The following is a 24,024-nucleotide window of genomic DNA, read 5'->3' on the forward strand; positions in this document are numbered from 1 at the left end:
TGAGGCCATGCGCCGGGTCCGTCCCGAGGAGCTTCCCGCCCTCCTGGAGGGGGGGGTGAAGGTGGTGGACGTCCGTCCAGCGGATAGGCGAAAAACCCCTCTGCCTTTCCCCGCGGAGTGGGTGCCCCTGGAGAAGATCCAGAAGGGGGAGCATGGCCTCCCCAAGGTGCCCCTCCTCCTGGTGTGCGAGAGGGGCCTCATCAGCCAGGTGGCCGCGCTCTTTTTGGAGGCGGAGGGGTACGAGGCCATGAGCCTGGAGGGGGGCCTCGAGGCCTTGACGAAGGCAGAGTAGGCCCTTAGAATGGCGGATGCTGAGCGTGGTGAGCGTAGCTCAGCTGGTTAGAGCACCGGTCTGTGGAACCGGGGGTCGTGGGTTCAAGTCCCATCGCTCACCCCAACCTGGCCACCCCGAAAGGGGTGGTATTTTAAAGGGGGGCCTCGCCCCCTACGCGAGGATGGCGGAACCGGTAGACGCGCCGGACTTAGGATCCGGTGGGGCAACCCGTGCGGGTTCAAGTCCCGCTCCTCGCACCACAAGGGCGAGGCCCCCAGCCTTGTGAGGTGGCGCGTGGCGGAGATCCTGGAGCGTTCCGGTTATCTGGTGAAGGTCCGGGTGGAGGTGCCCGCGGAGCGGGTGGCCCAGAGCTATGAGGCCCTGTTGAAGGAGGTGGCCGGGCGGGTGCGGATCCCCGGCTTCCGCCCCGGCAAGGCCCCCCTGAAGGTGGTGGAGGCCCGTTTGGGCCGGCAGGAGCTCCTGGAGGACCTCAAGGAGCGCCTGGTGGACGAGACCTACCCCGAGGCGGTGCGGGAGCTCGGCCTCCTGCCCGTGAGCGCCCGGGTGGTGGAGGCCTCCTTGGAGGAGGGGTCGCCCTTCGTCTACGTGGCCGAGGTGGAGAACTACCCCGAGGTGCGCCTCCCCGACTGGCGGAGCTTTACCCTGGAGGTGGCCCCCGTTGAGGTCACCGAGGAGATGGTGGAAAAGGCCCTGGAGGAGCTCCGCCAGCGCTACGCGGAGCTCGTTCCCGTGGACCGGGGGGCGGAGGAGGGGGACCACGTCTTCGTGCGCACGGAGGAGGGGGCGGAGTTCCCCATTGACCTCTCCAAGGCCCTGCCCCATGTGCGGGAGGCCCTCCTCGGCAAGAAGGCGGGGGACGTGGTCCAGGTGCCCGTCCTGAACGAGAAGGGGGAAAAGGTCCGGGAGGTGAGGACGGAGATCCTGGAGGTCAAGACCCTCCAGGTCCCCGAGCTGGACGAGGAGTTCGCCAAGACCCTGGAGGCGGAAAGCCTCGAGGACCTGAGGGCCCGGGTGCGAGAAAGCCTCAAGCGCCAGGCGGAGGCCGAGTACCAGGCCGCCCGGGAGCGGGCCTTCCTGGAGAAGCTCGCGGAGGGCCTGGAGGCGGACATCCCCCCCTCCATGCTCCAGGCCGAGGAGCGGCACCTCCTGGAGCACCTGGCGGAGGACCTCCACCGGGAAGGAATCGCCCTCGAGGCCTACCTCAAGGCTTTGGAGGAGAAGGGCGAGCTGGAGAAGTTCCGGGAGGACCTGCGCCAGGAGGCCCAAAAGCGGGTGCGCCGGGCCCTGGCCAAGGAAAAGCTCGCGGAGGAGCTCCGCCCCCAGGTCACCGAGGAGGAGTGGCAGGCCTACCTCCAGAGCGTGGCCCGGGCCTACGGGCTTTCCCTAAAGGAGCTTCGCCAGCAGCTGGGCGAGCGGGGCCTGGAGCGCCTCAAGGCCTCCTACCTCCAGGACAAGGCGGTGCGGGAGGCCTTGGCCCAGCTGGGCTAGGCCCCCTGGCCTCCCCCCAGGCCCTTCGTGGGCCAGGGGGGGTTTTCCTTCCCCTTCTCGGCTACAATAGGGAACGGTATGGTGATCCCCTACGTCATAGAGCAGACCGCCCGCGGGGAGCGGGTCTACGACATCTACTCCCGCCTCCTCAAGGACCGCATCATCTTCCTGGGCACCCCCATAGACGCCCAGGTGGCCAACACCGTGGTGGCCCAGCTCCTCTTCCTGGACGCGCAAAACCCCAACCAGGAGATCCGCCTCTACATCAACTCCCCTGGGGGGGAGGTGGACGCGGGCCTGGCCATCTACGACACCATGCAGTTCGTGCGGGCCCCGGTTTCCACCATCGTCATCGGCATGGCGGCCAGCATGGCCGCGGTGATCCTGGCCGCAGGGGAAAAGGGGCGGCGCTACGCCCTGCCCCACGCCAAGGTCATGATCCACCAGCCCTGGGGGGGAGCCCGGGGCACGGCCAGCGACATCGCCATCCAGGCCCAGGAGATCCTCAAGGCCAAGAAGCTCCTCAACGAGATCCTGGCCAAGCACACCGGCCAGCCCCTGGAGAAGGTGGAGCGGGACACGGACCGGGACTACTACCTCTCGGCCAAGGAAGCCCTGGAGTACGGCCTCATTGACCAGGTGGTGACCCGTGAAGAGGCATAGGGCCTACTGCAGCTTCTGCGGCCTGCGCCCGCCGGAGACGGGCCGGCTTCTGGAAAGCCCGGTGGAGGAGGTCTACATCTGCGAGGACTGCGTGGAGAAGGCCCACGAGTTCCTGAAGCAGAACCCCAAGGGGGAGCGGCCCGCCCTCCGCCTGGCCCGGCCCCAGGAGATCAAGGCCCACCTGGACCAGTACGTGGTGGGGCAGGAGGCGGCCAAGCGGGCCCTTTCCGTGGCGGTCTACAACCACTACAAGCGCCTCCTCCACCCCGAGGCGGAGATCGGCAAGTCCAACATCCTCCTCATCGGGCCCACGGGCACGGGCAAGACCCTCCTGGCGGAAACCCTGGCCCGCTTCCTGGACGTGCCCTTCGCCATCGCCGACGCCACCACCCTGACCGAGGCGGGGTACGTGGGGGAGGACGTGGAGAACGTCATCCTGCGCCTCCTCCAGAACGCCGACTTTGACGTGGAGCGGGCGGAGATGGGCATCGTCTACATCGACGAGATCGACAAGATCGCCCGCAAATCGGAAAACCCCTCCCTCACCCGGGACGTCTCCGGGGAAGGGGTCCAGCAGGCCCTTCTCAAGATCATCGAGGGCACCATCGCCAACGTCCCGCCCCAGGGGGGGCGCAAGCACCCCCACCAGGAGTTCATCCCCGTGAACACCAAGAACATCCTCTTCATCCTGGGGGGGGCCTTTGAGGGCCTGGAGAACATCGTGAAGGCGCGGGTGGGGAAGACGGCCATCGGCTTCACCAAAGGCGCGGTGGAGCGGGAGGAATCCCCGGAGGTCATCCCCGAGGACCTGGTGAAGTTCGGCCTCATCCCCGAGTTCGTGGGCCGGGCCCCCCTGATCGTCCAGCTCCACCCCCTGGGAGAGGACGACCTGGTGCGCATCCTCACCGAGCCCAAAAACGCCCTGGTGCGGCAGTACCAGGAGCTTTTCCGCATGGAGGGGATTGAGCTCCGCTTCACCCAGGCCGCCCTCAAGGAGGTGGCCCGCCGGGCCCTCAAGCGGGGTACGGGGGCCAGGGGCCTTAGGGCCATCCTGGAGAAGTCCATGGTGGACCTCATGTTTGAGGCCCCGGGGAGCGGGGTGAGGGAGATCGTCTTTGACCTCCCCCACCTGGACAACCCCCTGAAGGCCCTGGAGGAGGCCAGGCTCCGCCAGGCCTCTTAAGGCCCCAGTCCCCTTTAGGGTATGCCCGCATGCCCCCCTTCCAGCCTTTGGATGAGGGCTTCTTTCAGGGCGAAGAGGCGCTCGCTCAAGGAGACGTGGTAGAGGTGGGGGTTTACGAGCCGCCTCACCCCCGGGTCCAGCCGCTCCACGTCCTTCCGGCGCCTTTCCTTTAGGACCTCGAGGGGCAAGGGGGGAAAGAGCCTCTTCCCCCGGAAGACCTCCTCCAGAAGGGGCTCGAGGGCGAAGCTTCCCGGCTGGAGGGTGCGGTGCTTGGTGGCGTCCGTGGGGTGGCGGAGGGTGAGGGGCTTCCTGGGATCCGGCTCCTCCTCGTGGGTGGTGAGGAGGTCCGCGGTGGCGAGGCCCCTGTGGTCGTAGACCCGGAAGACCTTCTTGTGCCCGGGGTTTAGGACCTTCTCCAGGGAGTCCGAGATCTTGATGGCCGGGGCCCAGCGGCCGTCCTCCCGGATGGCCACCAGCTTGTAAACCCCCCCCAGGGCGGGGGCTCCCCAGGAGACCACCATCTTGGTCCCTACCCCGTAGACCAGGCGCTTGAGGAGGGCTTCCGGCTCCACCCCGTAGCGGGGGGCCTCCTCCAGGATCTGGCTTTTGATCTGCCAGATGACGAGCTCGTCCAGATCCCCCGAGAGCACGATGAGGGCTTCGGGGAAGCCCGCTTTGTCCAGCTCACGGGCCACCTGGATGGCCAAATAGGCCAGGTCCCCGGAGTCGATCCGCACCCCCACGGGCCGGTGCCCTTTCCGCCTCAGCTCCTCAAAGACCTTGATGGCGTGGGGCAGGCCGGAGCGGAGGGTGTCCACGGTGTCCAGGAGGAGGACGGTGTCGTTGGGGAAGACCTCGGCGAAGGCCCGGAAGGCGTCCTCCTCCGTGTAGCCCAAGGCCAGGAAGGCCTGGACCAGGCTGTGGGCGTGGGTGCCCGAGGGGGGAAGGCCCAGGAGGTGGGAGAGGGAGACCGCGCTGGTGCGGTCCGCCCCCCCGATGAGGCTCGCCCGGGTGGCGCTCTCCCCCCCTTTGGCCGGGGCCCGGCGGAGGCCGAACTCCAGGACCAGGGCCTCCCCCGCGGCCTCCCGGACGCGGCTGGCCTTGGTGGCGATGAGGGTCTCGTAGTTGATGCGGTTTAAGAGGGCGGTTTCCAGGAGCTGGGCCTGGAGGAGGGGGCCTTCCACGCTGAGGAGGGGCACCTGGGGGTGGGCCACCCGGCCCTCGGGGAGGGCCCGCACCCGGAGGCCGGAGAACCCCCCCATGGCCTTGAGGTAGCGGAGGTAGTCCTCGTCAAAGAGGGGCTTCCCCGAGCGGCTTTTCAGAGCCCTTAGGGCGGCAAGCTCCTCCTCCCCGAAGCGGACCTCCTCCATCCAGGAAAGGAGGGGGTCCAGCCCGGCGAAGACGGTGTAGCCCGCCTGGTGGGCCCCGTAGTCGGGGTTTTTGCGGTAGAAGGCCTCAAAAAGGGCCTCCTTCTCGTGCAGGCCCAGGCGGAAGTACACCTGCCCCATGGTGAGCTGGTAGAGGTCGGTGTAGAGGATGCCAAAGGGGTCCATGGGGCTAGCATAGCCCCTCCCTTTTGGCTACACTAGCGGGATATGGTGGAGGTCCACGCCTGCAGCCCGGGGTGCCGCCACCTCCACGGGGGGGCGGGGTGGGGGGAGGCCCCTTTGGTCCGGCTGGGCTACAACAAGGAGGCCCGGGCCCGGAAGTTTCCTTACCTCAAGGCCCTTTCCGAGCGGGTCCTGGTCTTTGACGGGGCCATGGGCACGGAGCTTCAGAAGCTGGACCTCACCCCGGAGGACTACGGGGGGGAGGCCTACTTCGGCTGCCCCGAGATCCTGAACGCCACCCGGCCCGAGGTGGTGCAGGCCATCCACCGGGCCTACCTCGAGGCCGGCGCGGAGGTGATAGAGACCAACACCTTCGGGGCGCTCCGCCACGTGCTGGCGGAGTACGGCCTCGAGGCGCGGGCGGAGGAGCTCGCCCGGCGGGGGGCGGAGCTCGCCAAGGAGGTGGCCCGGCCCTACGGGGCCTTCGTGGCGGGGGCCTTGGGCCCTGGGACCAAGCTCATCTCCTTGGGGCAGATCACCTGGGAAGAGCTCTACGCCGCCTACAAGGAGGCCGCCCGGGGCCTCCTTCTCGGGGGGGTGGACCTCATCCTCCTGGAGACGGCCCAGGATATCCTCCAGGTGCGCTGCGCCGTTCTGGCGGTGCGGGAGGCCATGGCCGAGGTGGGGCGGGAGGTGCCCCTCCAGGTGCAGGTGACCATGGAGGCCACGGGCACCATGCTGGTGGGCACGGACGAGGCCGCGGCCCTGGCCGCCTTGGAAAGCCTCCCCATCGACGTGGTGGGGATGAACTGCGCCACCGGCCCCGACCTCATGGACAGCAAGATCCGCTATTTTGCCGAGCACAGCACCCGCTTCGTCTCCTGCCTGCCCAACGCGGGCCTGCCCCGGAACGAGGGGGGAAGGGTGGTCTACGACCTCACCCCCGAGGAGCTGGCCCGTTGGCAGAGGAAGTTCGTGGTGGACTACGGGGTGAACGCCGTGGGGGGGTGCTGCGGCACGGGGCCCCAGCACATCCGGGCCCTGGCGGAAGCGGTGCGGGGCCTCCCCGCCCCCAAAAGGCCCCCCGCCTTCCCCCCCCAGGTGGCCTCCTTGTACCAGGCGGTGCCCCTGAGGCAGGAGGCGAGCCTCTTCCTCATCGGGGAAAGGCTGAACGCCACGGGGAGCAAGCGCTTCCGGGAGATGCTCTTTGCGGGGGATTTGGAGGGCATCCTGGCCCTGGCCCGGGAGCAGGTGGCGGAAGGGGCCCACGCCCTGGACCTCTCCGTGGCCTGGACGGGCCGGGACGAGCTTGAAGACCTCCGCTGGCTCCTGCCCCACCTGGCCACCGCGGTCACCGTGCCCCTCATGGTGGACTCCACCTCCCCGGAGGCCATGGAGCTCGCCCTCCATCACCTCCCGGGCCGGGTCCTCCTGAACTCCGCCAACCTGGAGGACGGCCTACCCCGCTTTGACCGGGTGGCCTCCCTGGCCAAGGCCCACGGGGCGGCCCTGGTGGCCCTGGCCATTGACGAGGAGGGGATGGCCAAGACCCGCGCCCGCAAGGTGGAGGTGGCCCTCCGCATGTACCAGCGCCTCACAGAGCACCACGGCCTCCGCCCCGAGGACCTCCTCTTTGACCTCCTCACCTTCCCCATCACCCAAGGGGACGAGGAGAGCCGCCCCCTGGCCCGGGAGACCCTGGAGGCCATAGAGGAGCTTGCCGGGCGCCTGCCCGGGGTGGGGTTTGTCCTCGGGGTTTCCAACGTCTCCTTCGGGCTTAAGCCCAGGGCCCGCCGCGTCCTGAACTCCGTCTTCCTGGACGAGGCCAGGAAGCGGGGCCTCACCGCGGCCATCGTGGACGCGGGGAAGATCCTCCCCATCCACGAGATCCCCGAGGAGGCCTACGCCCTGGCCCTGGACCTCATCTACGACCGGAGGCGGCCCGGCTACGACCCGCTCCTCGCCTTCATGGCCTACTTTGAGGCCCACCAGGAGGACCCCGCCAAGCGGGAGGACGCCTTCCTGGCCCTTCCCCTTCTGGAAAGGCTCAAGCGGCGCATCGTGGAGGGGCGGAAGGTGGGCCTCGAGGCCGATCTGGACGAGGCCCTAAGGGAAGGGCACAAGCCCTTGGACCTCATCAACGGGCCCCTCCTCGCGGGGATGAAGGAGGTGGGGGAGCTTTTCGGGGCGGGGAAGATGCAACTTCCCTTCGTCCTCCAGGCGGCGGAGGTGATGAAGCGGGCCGTGGCCCACCTGGAGCCCCACATGGAGAAGAGGGGCGCGGGGAAGGGCGTCATGGTCCTGGCCACGGTGAAGGGGGATGTGCACGACATCGGCAAGAACCTGGTGGACATCATCCTCACCAACAACGGCTACCGGGTGGTGAACCTGGGCATCAAGGTACCCATTGAGGAGATGCTGAAGGCGGTGGAGGAGCACAAGCCCCACGCCCTTGGCATGTCGGGCCTTTTGGTGAAGAGCACCCAGGTGATGAAGGAAAACCTGGAGTACATGGCGGAGAGGGGGTACACCCTGCCCGTGATCCTGGGCGGGGCGGCCCTCACCCGGGCCTTCGTGGAGGAGGACCTAAAGCGCATCTACCCCAACGTCTACTACGCCGAGGACGCCTTTGAAGGCCTTAGGCTCATGGAGGAGCTCACGGGCCACGCGCCCCCCGAGCTCACCCGCCGCGCGGCCCCAAGGCCCCCTAAGGAGGCCCCCAGGGTGGAGGTCCGGGCCAAGCCCGTGGGGGAGCCCCCTTCGGTCCCCAGGCCCCCCTTCTTCGGGGTGCGGCAGGAAGAGGGCCTGGACCTTTACACCATCGCCCACTACGTGAACAAGCTGGCCCTCTACCGGGGGCAGTGGGGGTACAGCCGGAAAGGGCTTTCCCGGGAGGAGTGGCAGGCCCTGGTGGAGCGGGAGGCGGAGCCCCACTTCCGCCGCCTCCTAAAGGAAGCCCAGGAGGAGGGCTGGCTTGCCCCCAGGGTGCGCTACGGCTTCTTCCCCGCGGCCCGGGAGGGGGAGGAGCTTTGGGTCTTCAGCCCGGAGACGGGGGAGGTCCTGGAGCGCTTCCGTTTCCCCCGGCAGAAGGGCGGGGGGCTTTCCCTGGTGGACTACTTCCGCCCCCGCTTCGCCCCCCCCTTGGGGGACGAGGAGGGCTGGCTTCCCGCCTACGCCCAGGGGGCGCGGGACGTGCTGGCGCTCCAGATCGTCACCATGGGGGAAGGCCCTGCAAAAAAGGCCCGGGCCCTTTACGAAGGGGGCGCCTACCAGGACTACCTCCTGGTCCACGGCTTCAGCGTGGAGATGACGGAGGCCCTGGCGGAGTACTGGCACAAGCGCATCCGGCAGATGTGGGGCATCGCAGACCAGGACGCCACCGACGTGCGCAAGCTTTTCCAGCTGGGCTACCGGGGGGCCCGCTACTCCTTCGGCTACCCCGCCTGCCCGGACCTCGAGGACCAGGCCAAGCTGGACCGGCTTCTGGGCTTCGCCCAGATCGGCGTGCGCCTCACGGAGGGATTCCAACTGGATCCAGAGTTCTCCACCAGCGCCCTCATCGTCCACCACCCCGAGGCCCGCTACTTCAGCGTCTAGACCCACCACTTTAGGGGGCGGGTGGGGAAGGCCTTGGGGGCCACCTTCTCCCCTTTGGCGTAGCGCTCCGGGAGGTAGTGGGGGAAGGCGTAGACCTCCAGGACCTCTTCCAGGAGGTTCACCACCCAGACCTCGGGAAGGCCCGCCTTCTGGTAAAGGGGAAGCTTCAGGGTACGGTCCTGGACCAGGGTGGTTTCGGAGACCTCCACCAGGAGGAGGACGTCTTCGGGTTTGGGAGGTCTTTCGTCGTACCGCTCGGGAGGGGGGCTTAGGAGCATCAGGTCGGGTTCGGGCTCCGAGTCCTCGGAGAGCCAAAGGGGCACTTGGGAGACCACCAGGGCCTCGTGGCGGAACGCCTCGGCCAAAAGGTTGGTGAGGTGGATGAGGTACCGGATGTGCTTCTTCCCCATCGGCGACACGGCGTAGACCTCCCCCGCCAAAAGCTCCACCCGCTCCGGCAGGGCCCCCGCCTGGTAGGCCCTGTGGTACGCCTCCACGGTGAAGCGGTGCCGGACCATGGCCTTCGCCCCCAGTATACTCCCCTCTGTGCTGGGCCTTTACCACGCCGCCCGCGCCCTTGGCCTCCGCCCCGCCCTTTTGGAGTCCTTAGGCCCCAGGACCCCCTTCGGCCGCCTGAGCCTCCTGGGGGTTAGGCCCCGCCACCTTCTGGAGGTGTGGGAGGGCCGACTTTACCTGGACGGGCGGCGGGTGGGGGAGGCCCTGGAGGTCTTCCGTTACCTGGAAAGAGGCCTGGGGAAGGGGTTTTTCCCCGCCTGGATCGGGTTTTTCGCCTACGAGTTCGCCCGCCACCTGGGCCTTCCCGCCCACCCCCCCGTCCCCGGCCTCCCCGAGGCGGCCTTCCTCTACTACCCCGAGGGGTACGCCCTCCTGGAGGGGCGGCTGGTGGAGGTCCCCTCCTTCCCCCTCTCCCCCAAGCCCTACGCCCCGCCCCCCTTTCCGCCCCTCACCCTGGAAAGCGACTACCCGGAACCCCTCTTCCTAAAGGGCGTGGAGGAGGTGCAGGAGCGAATCCGCGCGGGGGTGGTCTACCAGGTGAACCTCTCCCACCGCTTCCGGGTGGAGGCCCCCCTGGACCCCCTGGCCCTCTACGCCCGGCTTAGGGTCCTGAACCCCTCCCCCTTCATGGGGCTTATAGAGGGGGAGGGGTGGGCGGTGGTGTCGGGGAGCCCGGAGCGGCTTTTCCAGAAGGTGGGGGCCCGCCTCCTCGCCCGGCCCATCGCGGGCACCCGGCCTAGGGGGAAGGACGAAGGGGAGGACCTCCTTCTGGAGGCCGAGCTCCTCGCCTCCCCCAAGGAGTGGGCGGAGCACGCCATGCTGGTGGACCTCCTGCGCAACGACCTGGCCCGGGTGGCCCTGCCGGGCACGGTGCGGGTGCGGGAGCTTTTCACCGTGGAGCGCTACGCCCACGTGATGCACCTGGTCTCGGAGGTGGAGGGGTACACCCGGGCCTCCTTGGGGGAGGCCTTCGCCGCCCTCTTCCCTGGGGGGACCATCACCGGGGCCCCCAAGACCACGGTCATGGAGGCCATCCGCGACCTCGAGCCCGTCCCCCGGGGGGCCTACACGGGAAGCCTGGGGTACGTTTCGGGCCGGGGGGCGGACTTCAACATCCTCATCCGCTCCTTCTACCGGGTGGGGAAGGCCCTCTACTTCTCCGCGGGGGCGGGGGTGGTCATCGCCTCGAGGCCCGAGGCGGAGTACCGGGAAACCCTGCACAAGGCGGAGGCCCTCCTCCGGGCCCTAAGGGGGGAGAGGCCGGGCCACCCCCCGGCCCCCCCCAAGCCCCACGCCGCCTGGCGCCCCCCCTCGCCCCCAAGGCGCCTTGGGGCCCGGGTCCTTTTCGTGGAGAACCGGGACTCCTTCAGCTACAACCTGGTGGACTACCTGAAGGCCCTGGGGGCGGAGGTGGAGGTGGTGGACGGGAGGGAGGCCCCGAGGCTACAGGGCCACACCCACCTCCTCCTGGGCCCCGGCCCCAAGGACCCCTTCACCTCGGGCCGGGTCCTGGACTGGACGCGCCTGGCCTTGAGGGAAGGGGTGCCCTTCCTCGGGGTCTGCCTGGGCCACCAGGCCCTGGGGGTGGCCCTGGGGGCGGAGCTCTTCCAGGCCCCCCCCGTTCACGGGGAGGCCCACCCCGTCTTTCACGGGGGGGAGGGGCTTTTCCAGGGCTTCCCCAACCCCCTTCCCTTCGCCCGCTACCACTCCCTGGCCCTAAGGAACCTCCCTGAGGGGGTGCGCCTCCTCGCCTGGACGGAGGACGGCCTCCCCATGGCCATCTGGGACGGGGGGGTGGCCTTTGGGGTCCAGTTCCACCCCGAAAGCATCCTCTCCCCTTGGGGGATGGAGCTTTTGGCCCGGTTTCTGGAGGTGGGATGAGGCTATTAAACGGAGCGCCCTGGGACGGCCCCCTGCCCGAAAGCCTCCTCTACCACGGGGTGAGCGTCTTCACCACCCTGCGCGCGGAAGGGGGCGAGCCCCTTTGGCTGGAGGAGCACCTCTTTAGGCTTATGCGGCACGCGGAGGCCTTAGGCCTTCCGTACCCCGGGGATAGGGCCTTTCTGGAAGACCTAAAGGCCCTCCTCCCCCAAGGCCCCGCCCTCCGCCTCCGCCTCACCGTGGGGGAGGGGGTCTGGCTCTCCGAGGCCAGGCCCTACACCCCTCCCCCCCCGGAGGCCTACCGGGAGGGGGTGCGGGTCCACCCCACGGCCTACCGCGTCCACCCCGACCTAGCCCCCTACAAGACGGGGAACTACCTCCCCTACCGCCTGGCCCTCCTCGAGGCCCAAAGGGCGGGGGCCTTTGAGGGGCTCCTCCTGGACGCCTCGGGGCACGTGGTGGACGGGAGCCGCACCAGCCCCCTCCTCTACCAAACGGGGCGGCTTTGGGTGCTTTTGGGGGGCCTCGAGGGCATCACCCGGGCCAAGGTGGCGGAAAAGGCCCGGGCCTTGGGCCTCGAGGTGGGGGCGGGCTTCTTCCGCCCAGAGGAGCTTAGGGGCACCCTCCTCCTTGCGGGAAGCGGGGTGGGCCTCCTTTCCGTGGGGCCGCCCCCTAAGGAGCTCCTCCCCCTCCTGGAGGCTTTCCGCCCCCGCTGTTATACTGGTTAACGCTGCCAGCCCAGGCCCCCTGGGGCTGGTCCCCGTTTTTACCCTGGAGGGAAGGATGAAGAAGCCCGTCTACCTCACGCCCGAAGGCCTGAAGCGCCTTCAGGACGAGCTCAACCACCTGAAGACCGTCAAGCGGCAGGAGATCTCCCAGGACTTTGAACAGGCCCTGGAGGAGGGGGACCTGCGGGAAAACGCCGGCTACGACGAGGCCCGGCGGGCCATGTGGCAGAACGAGGCCCGCATCGCCCAGCTGGAGGACCTCCTCAGCCGGGCGGTGGTGGTGGAGGGGAACGGCACCTTCGAGACCGTGGCCCTAGGCTGCCAGGTGGAGCTGGAAACGGAAGCCGGGGAAAGGCTTTCCCTCTCCATCGTGGGCAGCCACGAGGCGGACATCTTCAGCGGCAAGATCTCCGACGAGTCCCCCCTGGGCCAGGCCCTTTTGGGGAAGAAGGTGGGGGACGTGGTGGAGATCAAGGGCAAGCGGGGGGCCCAGGTCTACACCATCCTGGAGATCAAACCCCTCTAGTTGCCTTTTCCTGCCCCTTGTCCTAGCATGGGACTGAAGCCGCCCATCCGAAGGGGGTGGCCTTCCGAGCTTTAGGAGGTCAAAGTGGAAACGTTGCGCGTCTCTTCCAAGTCCCGTCCCAACTCCGTGGCCGGTGCCATCGCGGCGCTTTTGCGCACCAAGGGCGAGGTGGAGGTCCAGGCCATCGGCCCCCAGGCGGTGAACCAGGCGGTGAAGGCCATCGCCATCGCCCGGGGCTACATCGCCCCCGACAACCTCGACCTGGTGGTGAAGCCCGCCTTCGTCAAGCTGGACCTGGAGAACGAGGAGCGGACCGCCCTGAAGTTCAGCATCAAGGCCCACCCCCTGGAGTCTTGAAGCCCAAGACCCCCAGGGCCCTGGCCGTGGACCTCCTCCTTCAGGTGGAGGAGGGGGCCAGGGCCCAGCTCCTTCTGGACCGGGTCTTGGACCGCCTGCCCTGGCCCGAGCGGGACAAGGCCTACGCCACCCACCTGGTCTACGGGGCCCTCCGGCGGCTTTACCTTCTGGATTTCCTCTTGGAGCCCCACCTTTCCCGCCCCGAGGGGCTTCCTCGGGCCATCCGCTGGGTTCTCCGCTTAGGGGCGTTGGAGTGGCTTCTCGGCAAGGCGGACCACGCCCGGGTCCACCCCTGGGTGGAGGAGGCCAAGGCCCGCCACCCCCGCCTGGCCGGTCTGGTGAACGCCGTCCTCCGCCGCCTGGCCCCCCGGGAGGCCCCCCCATGGGTGCGGCTTTCCCTTCCCGAGTGGCTCCTTAAGGCCTGGGAGGGCTTCTTCGGAGACCTTTCCTTCGCCGAGGCCCTGAACGAGCCCGCGCCCCTTTTCGTCACCGCCTACCGGGAGGTGGAGGGGCTACCCCCTGGCCCCTTGCCGGAGAGCTTCATCTGGCCCGGCCCCAAGGCGGACTTTCCCGCCCTGGGCCTCCAGCCCCAGAACCCCGCCTCCCTCTTCGCCGCAAAGCTTCTGGAGGCCCAGCCGGGGGAGAGGGTGTTGGACCTCTGCGGGGGGGCGGGGCTCAAGGCCTTCCACCTGGCGGCCCGGGGGGCGGAGGTGGTCTCCTACGACCTGAACCCCAAGCGCCAGGCCGCGGGGCGGAAGACGGCGGAGCGGCTTGGCCTGAAGGTGGCCTACCGCACCCAGGACCTTAGGGCGCCCTTAGGGGAAAAGGCCCCCAAGGTCCTCCTGGATGCCCCCTGCACGGGGACCGGCACCTTGCGCACCCACCCCGAGCTCCGCTACCGCCTCTCGCCGGAAGACCCCAAGGAGATGGCCCGCCTGCAACGGGCCCTTCTGGAAACCGCGGCCTCCGCGGTGGAGGAGGGGGGCCTTTTGGTCTACGCGGTCTGCGCCCTCACGGAGGAGGAGGGGGAAGGGGTGGTGCGGGCCTTTTTGCAGGACCACCCGGAGTTTGCCCTCGAGCCCTTCGCTTGCCCCTTCCCCGTCCTTCGGGAGGGGCTTGGGGTCTACGTGGCCCCCCTGGGGGGGCTGGACGGGTTCTACTACGCCCGGCTCCGGCGGGCTAAACTTTAGCCTATGAGGCTGGCCTTTGTGGGCCTGGGGAAGCTCGGGAAGAGCATCCTCAAGGGCATCCTGGAGAAGGGTTTCCTGGCCCCCGAGGAGATGGGGGTTTTGGGGCGCACCTACGAGCGGAGCCAGGAGCTCGCCGCCCCCTTTGGCCTCCGCCCCTTGCGCCCGGAGGAGCTGGCCCAGGCGGAGCGGGTCCTCCTCGCCGTCCAGCCCCGGGACTTTCCCCCCCTGGCCCCCCTCCTGGCCCACCCGGGGGTGGGGTACATCTCCATCATGGCCGGGGTCTCCACCGCGGTGCTGGCCCGGCGCCTGGACAACCGCCGGGTGGTGCGCACCATGCCCAACCTGGCCGCGGTGATCGGGGAGAGCTCCACCGCCCTCACCGCCACCCGCGAGGCCCGGGAGGCGGGGGATCTGGACTTCGCCCGGGCCCTCTTCGCCACCGTGGGGGACGTGTACGAGATCCCCGAGCACCTCTTTGACCCCTTCACCGCCATGTCCGCCTCCGCCCCCGCCTACCTGGCCCTGGTGGCCGAGGCCCTGGCGGACGCGGGGGTGAAGATGGGGATGCCCCGGGCCCTGGCCCTGCGCCTGGCGGCGGAGGCCCTGGCGGCCACGGGGGAGCTCCTAAAGGGCCGCCACCCCGCCCAGCTCAAGGACGAGGTGGCAAGCCCGGGGGGCACCACCATCCACGGCCTCCACGCCCTCGAGGCCCGCGCCCTCCGCGCCGCCTTCTACGAGGCGGTGGAGGCGGCCACCAAGAGGGGGCACGAGCTGGGGGAGGCGGAGTGAGGGGCCTCTTCCTCCTTCTCCTGGCCCTAGCCCTGGCCCAGCCCCTCCCCCAGAAGGGGGGGCGGTACGCCTACTCCGACGGCACCCTGCAGGAGCTCCTCCCTGGGGGAGGGGAGTACCGGCTCCGCTACATCCGGGGGGGCGAGGTCTTCCGGGAGGACCGGCTCCGCCTGGCCCCCGAGGGGGTCTACCTCCTGGGGGTGGGCCTCCTCAAGGGGTACTTCCCCTTTGACCCGCCCCTTTTCCTCTACCCCCAAAGCCCCTACCCCGGCCAGGCCCATAGCGGGAGCGCCCGCTTCCAGGGCCAAAAGGTGGCCCTCTCCTGGCGGGTGGAGGGCCTGGAGGGCCTCAGGGTGGCGGCCGGGGCCTACAACGCCTGGCGCCTCCGCCTGGCCTACACCACGGAGAAGGGGGGGACGGAGCTTAAGGAGGTGTACCTGGTCCCGGGCCTGGGGGTGGTGGCCTTCCGCGTGGGGGGTTCCTGGGTGGAGCTCCTCCGCTTTAGCCCTTTTTAAGGGCGTAGCGCAGGATTTCCCCGTACATCCGGAGGCGGTGGCGGAGGCCGGCAAGGAGGCCCCGCTTCTCCTCCTTCATCACCTGGCTCACCCCCCTTAGGGGGAGGTAGCGGACCCGCCAGCCCATGGCCTTGGCGTGGCGGGTGAGGAGGAGCTCCAGGTCGTAGCGGGCGCCCTCGAGGCCCGGCACCCCTTTGAGGGCCTCCGTCCGTAAGGCCCTTTGCCCCGAGAGGAAGGGGGTGAGGCGCATGGCCAGATCCGTGGAGGGCCGCCCCCCCTGGAAGACCCCCACGGTCATCTCCGCCTCTCCCCGGGCCACGGGCTCGAGGAGGGCCCTCAGGTGCTCGGGGTGGAGGCCCACCAGGTCCGCGTCCAGGAGGAGGACCAGGGGGGTCCTCACCCGCCTGAGCCCCTCTGCCAGGGCCCCCCCTTTGCCCCGGTTCTGGAGGAGGCGCACCACCTCCGCCCCCGCCCGCTCCGCCTCTTCGGCCGTGCGGTCCTTGGAGCCGTCGTCCGCCACCACCACGGGGAAGCCGGCCCGCTTCGCCACCTCCACCACCTCCGCGATGGTGGCCTCCTCGTTGTAGGCGGGGATGAGGACCGTGGCCTCCACCCTAGCCTCCGAGAAGCCTCCGTAGGTCCTGGAAGGTCACCGCCAGGATGAGGAGGAGGAGGAAGAGGAAGCCCAGGTAGTGCACCGTGGCCTCCTGCTCTGGGCGCAGGCGGAAGAAGCGGCCCAGGACGAGGAGGAGGATCCGCCCCCCGTCCAGGGCGGGGATGGGGAGGAGGTTGAAGAGGGCCAGGGAGAGGTTGATGGCCGCGGTGAGCTCTATGAGGCGGAAAAGCCCCTCCTTGGCCGCCCGCCCCGCCTCGGCCACCAGGCCCACGGGCCCCACCACCCCGCTATCCGGGTTTCCGGACAGGGCCCCCACCACCCCGCCCACCAGGGCCCGCACCATCTGGGGGAGGAAGAGCACCGAGCGGGCCACCGCCAGCCCCACCCCCTCCAGGAAGCCCACCCGCCGGAAGCGCACCTCCGGCTGGTAGACCACCCCAAGCCGCTCCATCCCCTCCCGCCAGGTGAGGGAGAGCTCCACCTCCCGCCCCTCCCGGAGCACCGTAAGGGTGTGCGCCCCCGGGGTCTTCACCCGGTTGATGTCTTGGGGCGCGGAAAGGGGCTTGCCGTCCACCTTGAGGAGGATATCCCCCGCCTTTAGCCCCGCCTCCTCCGCGGGGCTCCTGGGCAGGACCTCCACGATGGCCGCCCGCCCCGTGGCCTCCGGCACCCCCTGGGCGCTGAAAAGGTAGCCCAAGAGGGCCCAGGCCAGGAGGAGGTTCATGAACACCCCGGCCACCAGGACCAGGAGCTTGCCGGGGAAGGGGAGGGCGTCGTACCCCCGCCCCTTTTCCTCGGGGAGGAGGCCCTCGATGTCCGCGTACCCCCCTAAGGGGATGGCGGAAAGCCGCCACTCCGTGCCCCAGGCCGCTTTCCTCAGGAGGATGGGGCCAAACCCGATGCTGAAGGCCTTGACCCGAACCCCCTGGGCCCTTGCGGCCAGGTAGTGGCCGAGCTCGTGCACGAAGACGCTGACCCCGACGATGACCAGAAACCAGATGAGGCTCATGCCCACCTCTTGGCCTCTTCCCGGGCCCAGGCGTCCACGGCGAAGAGGTTCTCCCATGTTAGGGGAAGGTTGGGGACCTTTTCCAGGACCTGGGCCAGCACCTTGGGGATGGCGGTGAAGGGGATCCGCCCCGCGAGGAAGGCCTCCACCGCCACCTCGTCCGCAGCCGAGACCGCCGCCTGGGCCACGCCCCCCCGCCTGCCCGCCTCGTAGGCCACCTCTAGGGCGGGGAAGCGCCGGGTGTCCGGGGGGAGGAAGGTGAGGGTTTCCGGGAGGGGGAGGTCCTTGAGGGGGGTTTCCGCCCTTCCTGGGTGGGTGAGGGCGTACTGGATAGGCAGGCGCATGTCCGTGGGCCCGAGCTGGGCCTTGAGGCTGCCGTCCTTAAAGCGCACCAGGCCGTGGACGTAGGCCTCGGGGTGGACCAGGACCCGGATCCATTCCAGGGGAAAGCGGAAGAGCTCCTTGGCCTCCAGGACCTCGAGGCCCTTGTTGAAGAGGGTGGCGGAGTCCACCGTGACCTTGGGGCCCATGCGCCACCTGGGGTGGGCCAGGGCCATCTCCGGGGTGACCTGGGAAAGGTCCTCCGGCCCCCTTAGGAAAGGCCCTCCGCTTGCGGTGAGGATGAGTTCGGCCACGTCCTCCCGCCTTTCCCCTAAAAGGGCCTGGAAAAGGGCGGAGTGCTCGGAGTCCACGGTGAGGATCTCCGCCCCATGGGCCTCCACCTCCTGCCAAAGAAGGGGCCCCGCGGCCACCATGGCCTCCTTGTTGGCCAGGGCGATGCGCTTCCCCGTCCGGGCGGCCACGCGGGTGGGGGGAAGCCCCGCCAGGCCCGGGATGGCGGCCACCGCCACCTCCGCCTCGAGGGCCGCCACCTCCTCGGGGCTACCCAGCCTCAGACCGGGAAAGCGGGCCTTAAGCTCCGCGTGGAGGCTTTCGTCTGCGGCCACCAGAAGGGGTTGGAACTCCTCTATCTGCGGTAGGAGAACTTCCAGGTTCTTTCCCGCCGCCAGGCCCACCACCCGGTAGCCCCGCCAGCGGCAGACCTCCAGGGCCTGCCGGCCGATGGACCCCGTGGACCCCAAGACCACGACCCGTTTCATGTGAAGAGCACCACCAGGTAGTAGGTGAGGGGGAAGGTGAAGAGGAGGCTGTCTATGCGGTCCAAAAGCCCTCCGTGCCCGGGCAGGAAGCGCCCGGAGTCCTTCACCCCACAGTAGCGCTTCAGCATGGACTCCGCCAGGTCCCCAAGTTGGGCCGCCAGGGAAAGGAGGAGGCTGAAGAAGAGGAGTTCCAAAAGCCCAAAGGGAAAGACCTCCCGCACCAGGCTCGTGTAGGCCACCATGGCCAGGAAGCTTACCAGGATGCCCCCCAGGGAACCCTCCACCGTCTTGCCCGGGCTGATGCTGGGGGCGAGCTTGTTCCGGCCGAAGAACCGCCCCGCGAAGTAGGCCCCGATGTCCGTGGCGAAGCTGGCCACGATGGGGAGGGAGAGGATCCAAAGGCCGAGGTGGGGGTCCGGGGTTTCCCGGAGGAGGAGGACGTAGCCCAGGTTCCAGGGGAGGTAGAGGAAGGCGAGAAGGGTGAAGGCCAGGCGGGGGAGGTTGGCCCCCTGCAGGAGCTCAAAGCTGAAGCTTCCCAGGAGGAAAAGCCCCAGGGCCACCTCCCGCCAGGGCACCTGGGGGAAGTGCCAGTGGAGAGGGGGAAGGGAGAAGAGGTAGAGGACCACCCCCCCCAGGAAAAGCCCCGGGAAGTGGAGGGCGATGCCCCTTTTGGCCAGCATCTCCTTGAGCTCCAGCCCCCCGATCCAGAGGAGGAGGAGAAGGGTGGGGAGGATGAGGGGGAGCCCCGCCCAAAGGACGAGGAGGAGCAAGGAGGCCCCCACCAGGGCGGAGACCACCCTGAGGGGAAGGTCGTCCCTCACCTTCCCCCCCCGGGGGCGAAGGGGACCCCTTGCATCAGCCAAGGATCTCCGCTTCCTTCTTCTCCGCCAGGGCGTCCACCTTGGCGATGAACTCGTCGGTGATCTTCTGGATCTCCCCTTCCGCCCGCTTGGTCTCGTCCTCCGAGAGGTGGAGCTCCTTGGCCAGCTTCTTCAGGGTGTCCAAGGCCTCCCGCCGGATGTTGCGGATGGCGATGCGCCCTTCCTCCGCGTAGTGGCGGGCCGCCCGCACCAGCTCCTTGCGGCGCTCCTCCGTGAGGGGGGGGATGTTGATGTAAAGCGCGTCCCCCTTGTTGGCGGGGTTCAGGCCCAGGTCGGAGTCCCGGATGGCCTTCTCAATGGCCTTGAGGGCGTTCTGGTCCCAGGACTGGACCACCAGGGTGCGGGCGTCCGGGGCGGTGACCGTGGCGATCTGGTTGAGGGGCACGTGGGTGCCGTAGTACTCCACCTTGAGGTGCAGGAGCAGGGCGGGGTTGGCCCGTCCGGTGCGCAGGCCCGCCAGGTTATGTTCCAGGGCCTCGAGGCTCTTTTGCATGTGGGCTCGGGTTTCCGCGTACAGGTCTTTCAGCGTCATGGTGCCCTCCTTACGGGTGGATGAGGGTTCCCACCTTTTCCCCCTGGATAATACCCACCAGGGCGCCGGGTTTGAAGATGTCAAAGACCACGATGGGAAGGCCCGCCTCCATGCACAGGGTGATGGCGGTGGGGTCCATGACCTGAAGGCCCCGGTTCAGGACCTCCATGTAGGTGAGCTCGTCAAAGCGCTTTGCGTTGGGGTTCTTCCGGGGGTCGTCGGAATACACCCCGTCCACCTTGTTCTTGGCCATGAGGACCACCTCCGCCCCCACCTCCAGCGCCCTTAAGGCGGCGGCGGTGTCCGTGGAGAAGAAAGGGTTTCCCGTCCCCCCGCCGAAGATGACGATCCGCTCCTTTTCCAGGTGCCTCAGGGCCCGGCGGCGGATGTAGGGCTCGGCCACCTGGGTGATGGTGAGGGCGGTCTGGACCCGGGTGGGGATCCCCAGGGCCTCGAGGGCGTCCTGCAGGGCCAGGGCGTTCATGATGGTGGCCAGCATCCCGATGTAGTCCGCGGTGGCCCGGTCCATCCCCACCCCCTGCCTGGCCCCCCGCCAGAGGTTCCCCGCCCCAATGACGATGGCCAGCTGCACCCCCGTCTCGTAGGCCGCCTTGATCTCCCGGGCCAGGGCCTGGGTGGCCTCGGGCTCTATGCCGAAGCCGTTTTGGGTGAGGAACTCACCCGAAAGTTTGAGGAGAACCCGTTTGTACCGCATGGCAGGAAAAACCGGGGCCCTAAAGGGTTAGGGCCCCGGACGCGCGCATGGCCTACGCCCCCAGCTCAAAGCGGCAGAAGCGCCGCACCACGATGTTTTCCCCGATCTTGGCGATGGCCTCCTGGATGAGGTCCCTCACCCGGACCTTGTCGTCCTTCACGAAGGGCTGCTCCAGGAGGACCACCTCCTCCAGGTACTTCTTCAGGCGCCCCTCGGCGATCTTCTCCGCAATCTGCTGGGGCTTGCCCTCGTTCAGAGCCGCCTGGATGTAGATCTGGCGCTCCTTTTCTAGTTCCTCCTGGGGAATCTCTTCGGCGGAGACGTAGCGGGGGTTCATCATGGCGATGTGCATGGCGAGGTCCCGGGCTAGGTTCTGGAAGAGCTCGTTCCGGGCCACGAAGTCCGTCTCGCAGTTGAGCTCCACCAGGACCCCCACCCGCTGGTTGTGGTGGATGTAGTGGCCGATGACCCCCTCCCGGGCTTCCCGGTCCGCCTTCTTGGCGGCCTTCATGGCCCCCCGCTCCCTTAGGAGCTGGACCGCCTTTTCCTCGTCCCAGCCCGCGTCCTCCAGGGCCTTCTTCACGTCCATCATGCCCGCCCCGGTGGCTTCCCGGAGCTTTTTGATGATCTCCACCTGGCTCACGCTTCCACCTCCTCATCCCCGGAAGCCAACATTTCCTGCCGCTCCGCCTCCTCCACCAGGGCTAGGGAGGGGGAGGGCTCCACCACCCCACCCCGGGCCTGGATGATGAGGTCCGCCACCCGGGAGAGGATGAGCTGGATGGAGCGGATGGCGTCGTCGTTGCCGGGGATGATGTAGTCCACCAGCTCGGGATCGGAGTCCGTGTCCGCCAGGGCCACCACGGGGATGAAGAGCTTGCGGGCCTCCCTAACCGCGATGGCCTCCTTAGTGGGGTCCACCACGAAGACCGCGTCGGGAAGGCGCTTTAGGCGGCGGAAGCCCGAGAGGTACTTTTGTAGCCTCTCCAGCTCGTGCTTCAGGCGCACCTGCTCCTTCTTGGGGCGCTCGTTGATCTCCTCGGAGGCGAAAAGGGCCTCCAGCTCCTCCAGGCGCTGCACCCGGGCGGAGATGGTGCGGAAGTTGGTGAGCATGCCGCCCAGCCAGCGCTGGTTCACGTAGGGCATCCCCGCGCGGTCCGCTTCCATGCGCACGATGTCCTGGGCCTGCTTCTTGGTGCCCACGAAGAGGACCGTGCCCCCGCGCATGGCGAGGTCCTCGAGGAAGCGGAAGGTGCGCTCCAGCTCCACCATGGTCTTCTGGAGGTCAATGATGTGGATGCCGTTGCGCTCCGCGTAGATGTACTTGGCGAACTTGGGGTTCCAACGCTTGCGCTCGTGGCCAAAGTGGACCCCGGCCTCCAGGAGCTCCTTTACGCTGATCTCTACAGGCATAATCCTCCCATCGGGGAAGGTTGGGCTTGGCGTTTCCGGTGCGCCGGCCTCTTTCCCAAGGGACCTTCCCCTGCCCGAGGGCTGGTCCGGCACACCCTTCCGATTATAGGGCCCCTTATGCCTTTACGTAAGCCCCCCCTTTGGCCTATACTCTCCTAGGCTTGGGGCGGTAGCTCAGAGGGAGAGCACCCGCCTTGCAAGCGGGAGGACGGGGGTTCAAATCCCCCCCGCTCCACCAAGTCCAGGACGGCAAAACCCACCCTCACCCGGGGGTGGGTTTTGCCTTTGGACCGCAACGCGGACCGCAACCCGGACCCAGACTGCAACCCTTGCAGGTTTTCCCGCCTCATGCCCTGGCCCTCCCCGGGGCCCGGAGAAGGTCCTCGGGGTCCAGGACCCACCCCTGGCGCTCGTGCTCCAGGACGTGCCGGTAGATGCCCAGGGTGATGGTGGGGCTGGCGTGGCCCATGCGCTCCGCCACCACCTCCAGGGGAGCCCCGTTGGCCAGGAGGTGGGAGCCGTAGCTATGGCGCAGGTCGTGCACCCGGAGGGGCGGCAGGCCCAGCCGCTGGGCGATGCGGCGCAGGGTGTGGTTCAGGGTGTTGGGGTCCAGGGGCCTTGAGGGGTCGTTGCCGGGGAAGACCCAAAGCTCCGGTAGGTCCTCCGGGGCCACCCCCTTGGCCAGAAGCCAGTCCCGGTAGCCCCGGAGCCGGAGCAGGGTGGCGTGGGGGATGGGGACCGTCCGGTAGGCCCTCTGCGTCTTGGGGGTTCCCACCACCCCCTTTCCCCGGATGACCCCCACCGTGCGGCGCACGGTGAGGGTGCCCGCCTCCAGGTCCAGGTCCTCCCACTTCAGGCCCAGCACCTCCCCCCTCCTGAGGCCGCAGGCCAGGCAGAGCCTGAGGGCCAGGGCGGTGCGGGGGTCGGGGTGGACCTCCAGGGCCTCCAGGAGGGCGGCCACCTCCCCCAGCTCCAGGGCCCGCCCCCTGGGCCGGGAGGGCTCCCCGCCTTTGACCCGTACCGGGTCCACAGGGTTCCTGGCCACCATCTCCAGGGCCAGGGCCTCCTGGAACACCGCCCTCAGCCGCTCCCGCACCTTGCGCACCGTGCGGGGGCTGTACCGCTCCAGGAGGGCGTCTAGGACCTCCTGGATGTGGGCGGGCCGGACCTTCTGGAGGGGCTTGGAGCCCAGGGGGTCCCGGGCCTTGGGGTTCTTCAGGCTGGGCAGGGCCAGGGCCAGCTCGTCCGTGTAGAGGAGGAGGGTCTTGGGCTTCACCTCCCGGGCCTTGCGCTGGAGCCAGCGCTGGGCCCAGTCCCGCAGGGTGGTCCTGTCGGGCTCCAGCAGGAGGCCCCGCCCCCTCTGCAGGAGGAGCTCCGCCAACAGGGTCTCCGCCTCCTTGCGGGTGGGGGCGTAGCGGGTTACGCTCCGCACCCGGCCCGTGGAGGGGTCCACCCAGCGCACCTCCGCCCGCCACTTGCCCTTGGCCGCGTGGTAGCTCACCGAGCCGCTACCGTTGCCCCGCTTCCTCCCCATCCCCTTCCTCCCACAGTCCCAGGGCCTTAAGCCCCGCCACCACCACCCGCCCCCTTTCCTTGGCGGGCAGGGCCTTGAAGACCTCCAGGGCCCCCTTGGGCCCCCGCACGCTCACCGCCATCCGCCCCTCCCCGGGGGCCAGGAGCTCCACCCCCAGCAGGGCGGCCCGGCGCTCCTTGGGGGGACGGACCCGCTCCAGGTTTTCTCCCCTTGGCATACCTTTATGGTAGCAAGACCCCTCTGGTCTAGCAGCGGAGGGAACGTTGATCTAGCTCCGAAGACAGGTGTCGTTAGTCCGGCAAGCCGTTAGCACTGGATCAAAAGGGACGCAAACCGGCATTTTTGCATTACAGACCCCACCAATTGTAACTGCGGCGTCGATCTCTGGCGTTGTCGACGCCAAATTGTTGGATGTATGGAACGGAACCTACAGGAACTACCGGCTCTGGTAACCGTACAGCAGCTACAGCAGCTCCTCCGGGGGGTCGTGGGCCGTGAAACGGCCTACGAACTGGCGAGGCGGTTTGGATTCCGGCTGGGACGCCGTTTGGTGATCCCCCGCCGGGTGGTCCTGGACCTCCTGGAGGGCCGACTGGATCTGGGTGACAAGGAGCCCCTCCGCTGAGGCGGAGCGGAGGGGCTCGGGGAGGAGAAAATGGTAAAGGGGACGGTTAATACCCTTTTCCATAGTATCCTTCTTTCATGACGGTTGCTGACCACCTCACCTTCCAGGAGCTCAAGGAGAGGGTGAAGAAGGAGAAGGACCCGGTGGCCCGCCTGCGGTTTCTGGCGGTCTACCACGCCAAGCGGGGCCTGGGAGCCCGGGAGATCGCCGAGCTCACCGGCCACACCCCTCGCTGGGTCCACGCCACCGTCAAACGGTATAACGAGGGGGGACCGGGGGCTCTGGCCGATTTCCGCCACAGGAACCCCGGGGCCAAGCCCA

25 protein-coding genes and 3 tRNA genes are annotated in these 24,024 nt (G+C 68.7%); 16 read left to right on the forward strand and 12 right to left on the reverse strand.

Annotated features, from left to right (window positions below; all coding sequences use genetic code 11):
* The first annotated feature begins 7 nt into the window (after positions 1-7).
* The 6 genes from B043_RS0110805 to clpX all read left to right on the forward strand — a co-directional run bounded on the left by B043_RS0110805 (position 8) and on the right by clpX (position 3,629).
* Complete coding sequence (locus B043_RS0110805) at positions 8-292, forward strand: rhodanese-like domain-containing protein (protein WP_016329570.1); 285 nt, start codon at positions 8-10, stop codon at positions 290-292.
* 28 nt (positions 293-320) lie between these two features.
* Positions 321-397: transfer RNA gene (locus B043_RS0110810), tRNA-His, on the forward strand.
* A gap of 52 nt (positions 398-449) precedes the next feature.
* A tRNA-Leu gene (locus B043_RS0110815) sits at positions 450-534 on the forward strand.
* 22 nt (positions 535-556) lie between these two features.
* Positions 557-1,783, forward strand: a complete 1,227-nt coding sequence (gene tig / locus B043_RS0110820; RefSeq protein ID WP_169335138.1) for a trigger factor — start codon at positions 557-559, stop codon at positions 1,781-1,783.
* A gap of 78 nt (positions 1,784-1,861) precedes the next feature.
* Positions 1,862-2,446, forward strand: a complete 585-nt coding sequence (gene clpP / locus B043_RS0110825) for an ATP-dependent Clp endopeptidase proteolytic subunit ClpP (protein WP_016329568.1) — start codon at positions 1,862-1,864, stop codon at positions 2,444-2,446.
* Positions 2,433-3,629 (forward strand): ATP-dependent Clp protease ATP-binding subunit ClpX, encoded by a 1,197-nt coding sequence (gene clpX, locus B043_RS0110830; RefSeq protein ID WP_018462004.1) that lies wholly within the window; start codon positions 2,433-2,435, stop codon positions 3,627-3,629. The genes clpP and clpX overlap by 14 nt, the downstream gene beginning before the upstream one ends.
* Positions 3,630-3,643: 14 nt before the next feature.
* Here clpX and B043_RS0110835 read toward each other — a convergent pair whose 3' ends face one another.
* Positions 3,644-5,182 (reverse strand): nicotinate phosphoribosyltransferase, encoded by a 1,539-nt coding sequence (locus tag B043_RS0110835; protein WP_018462005.1) that lies wholly within the window; start codon positions 5,180-5,182, stop codon positions 3,644-3,646.
* 42 nt (positions 5,183-5,224) lie between these two features.
* Between B043_RS0110835 and metH the strand changes: the two genes are divergently transcribed.
* Positions 5,225-8,776 carry a methionine synthase gene (metH, locus tag B043_RS0110840; protein WP_018462006.1) on the forward strand — a complete coding sequence of 1,184 codons (3,552 nt, stop codon included), beginning with the start codon at positions 5,225-5,227 and terminating at the stop codon, positions 8,774-8,776.
* Here metH and B043_RS0110845 read toward each other — a convergent pair.
* Positions 8,773-9,294 carry a Uma2 family endonuclease gene (locus B043_RS0110845; RefSeq protein WP_018462007.1) on the reverse strand — a complete coding sequence of 174 codons (522 nt, stop codon included), beginning with the start codon at positions 9,292-9,294 and terminating at the stop codon, positions 8,773-8,775. The two genes, metH and B043_RS0110845, sit on opposite strands and share 4 nt — an antisense overlap.
* On the opposite strand from B043_RS0110845, the gene B043_RS0110850 reads away from it, so the two are divergent.
* The 7 genes from B043_RS0110850 to B043_RS0110880 all read left to right on the forward strand — a co-directional run bounded on the left by B043_RS0110850 (position 9,293) and on the right by B043_RS0110880 (position 15,278).
* Positions 9,293-11,173: an aminodeoxychorismate components I/II gene (locus tag B043_RS0110850; RefSeq protein WP_018462008.1), complete on the forward strand. Its 1,881-nt coding sequence runs from the start codon at positions 9,293-9,295 to the stop codon at positions 11,171-11,173. The genes B043_RS0110845 and B043_RS0110850 overlap by 2 nt on opposite strands.
* A complete protein-coding gene (locus B043_RS0110855; protein ID WP_018462009.1) occupies positions 11,170-11,901 on the forward strand; it encodes an aminotransferase class IV in 732 nt (243 codons plus the stop codon). Before B043_RS0110850 ends, B043_RS0110855 begins: the two co-directional genes overlap by 4 nt.
* Before the next feature lie 55 nt (positions 11,902-11,956).
* Positions 11,957-12,427: a transcription elongation factor GreA gene (gene greA / locus B043_RS0110860; RefSeq protein WP_016329561.1), complete on the forward strand. Its 471-nt coding sequence runs from the start codon at positions 11,957-11,959 to the stop codon at positions 12,425-12,427.
* Positions 12,428-12,511: 84 nt separating this feature from the next.
* A complete protein-coding gene (locus B043_RS0110865) occupies positions 12,512-12,784 on the forward strand; it encodes a stage V sporulation protein S (protein ID WP_014515944.1) in 273 nt (90 codons plus the stop codon).
* Positions 12,781-13,974: an RsmB/NOP family class I SAM-dependent RNA methyltransferase gene (locus tag B043_RS0110870; RefSeq protein ID WP_018462011.1), complete on the forward strand. Its 1,194-nt coding sequence runs from the start codon at positions 12,781-12,783 to the stop codon at positions 13,972-13,974. The genes B043_RS0110865 and B043_RS0110870 overlap by 4 nt, the downstream gene beginning before the upstream one ends.
* Before the next feature lie 3 nt (positions 13,975-13,977).
* On the forward strand, positions 13,978-14,763 hold the full coding sequence (gene proC, locus B043_RS0110875) for a pyrroline-5-carboxylate reductase (RefSeq protein WP_016329559.1): 786 nt from the start codon (positions 13,978-13,980) through the stop codon (positions 14,761-14,763).
* On the forward strand, positions 14,760-15,278 hold the full coding sequence (locus B043_RS0110880; protein WP_018462012.1) for a hypothetical protein: 519 nt from the start codon (positions 14,760-14,762) through the stop codon (positions 15,276-15,278). The genes proC and B043_RS0110880 overlap by 4 nt, the downstream gene beginning before the upstream one ends.
* Here B043_RS0110880 and B043_RS0110885 read toward each other — a convergent pair.
* From B043_RS0110885 to rpsB, 8 genes are read right to left on the reverse strand one after another with little or no spacing between them, the layout of a single operon-like run.
* On the reverse strand, positions 15,265-15,891 hold the full coding sequence (locus B043_RS0110885; protein ID WP_018462013.1) for a glycosyltransferase family 2 protein: 627 nt from the start codon (positions 15,889-15,891) through the stop codon (positions 15,265-15,267). The two genes, B043_RS0110880 and B043_RS0110885, sit on opposite strands and share 14 nt — an antisense overlap.
* A gap of 1 nt (position 15,892) precedes the next feature.
* Positions 15,893-16,903 carry a M50 family metallopeptidase gene (locus B043_RS0110890; RefSeq protein WP_018462014.1) on the reverse strand — a complete coding sequence of 337 codons (1,011 nt, stop codon included), beginning with the start codon at positions 16,901-16,903 and terminating at the stop codon, positions 15,893-15,895.
* Positions 16,900-18,003: a 1-deoxy-D-xylulose-5-phosphate reductoisomerase gene (dxr, locus tag B043_RS0110895; protein ID WP_018462015.1), complete on the reverse strand. Its 1,104-nt coding sequence runs from the start codon at positions 18,001-18,003 to the stop codon at positions 16,900-16,902. The genes B043_RS0110890 and dxr overlap by 4 nt, the downstream gene beginning before the upstream one ends.
* On the reverse strand, positions 18,000-18,824 hold the full coding sequence (locus tag B043_RS0110900) for a phosphatidate cytidylyltransferase (protein ID WP_016329554.1): 825 nt from the start codon (positions 18,822-18,824) through the stop codon (positions 18,000-18,002). The genes dxr and B043_RS0110900 overlap by 4 nt, the downstream gene beginning before the upstream one ends.
* A gap of 34 nt (positions 18,825-18,858) precedes the next feature.
* On the reverse strand, positions 18,859-19,416 hold the full coding sequence (gene frr, locus B043_RS0110905; protein WP_016329553.1) for a ribosome recycling factor: 558 nt from the start codon (positions 19,414-19,416) through the stop codon (positions 18,859-18,861).
* Positions 19,417-19,426: 10 nt separating this feature from the next.
* Positions 19,427-20,131: a UMP kinase gene (gene pyrH, locus B043_RS0110910; protein ID WP_016329552.1), complete on the reverse strand. Its 705-nt coding sequence runs from the start codon at positions 20,129-20,131 to the stop codon at positions 19,427-19,429.
* A 52-nt stretch (positions 20,132-20,183) separates the two neighbouring features.
* Positions 20,184-20,774: a translation elongation factor Ts gene (tsf, locus tag B043_RS0110915; protein WP_016329551.1), complete on the reverse strand. Its 591-nt coding sequence runs from the start codon at positions 20,772-20,774 to the stop codon at positions 20,184-20,186.
* Positions 20,771-21,544 carry a 30S ribosomal protein S2 gene (rpsB, locus tag B043_RS0110920; RefSeq protein ID WP_016329550.1) on the reverse strand — a complete coding sequence of 258 codons (774 nt, stop codon included), beginning with the start codon at positions 21,542-21,544 and terminating at the stop codon, positions 20,771-20,773. The genes tsf and rpsB overlap by 4 nt, the downstream gene beginning before the upstream one ends.
* A gap of 163 nt (positions 21,545-21,707) precedes the next feature.
* Between rpsB and B043_RS0110925 the strand changes: the two genes are divergently transcribed.
* Positions 21,708-21,782 (forward strand) — tRNA-Ala (locus tag B043_RS0110925).
* 108 nt (positions 21,783-21,890) lie between these two features.
* Here B043_RS0110925 and B043_RS0110930 read toward each other — a convergent pair.
* Positions 21,891-23,078, reverse strand: a complete 1,188-nt coding sequence (locus B043_RS0110930; protein ID WP_018462016.1) for a tyrosine-type recombinase/integrase — start codon at positions 23,076-23,078, stop codon at positions 21,891-21,893.
* Positions 23,053-23,295 carry a hypothetical protein gene (locus B043_RS0110935; protein WP_018462017.1) on the reverse strand — a complete coding sequence of 81 codons (243 nt, stop codon included), beginning with the start codon at positions 23,293-23,295 and terminating at the stop codon, positions 23,053-23,055. Before B043_RS0110935 ends, B043_RS0110930 begins: the two co-directional genes overlap by 26 nt.
* 485 nt (positions 23,296-23,780) lie before the next feature.
* Here B043_RS0110935 and B043_RS0110945 point away from each other — a divergent pair.
* Positions 23,781-24,024 (forward strand): helix-turn-helix domain-containing protein (locus tag B043_RS0110945; protein WP_018462019.1); only part of this gene is annotated, 244 nt, incomplete at its 3' end.

The organism is Thermus oshimai DSM 12092 (genome assembly GCF_000373145.1).
Taxonomy (GTDB): domain Bacteria; phylum Deinococcota; class Deinococci; order Deinococcales; family Thermaceae; genus Thermus; species Thermus oshimai.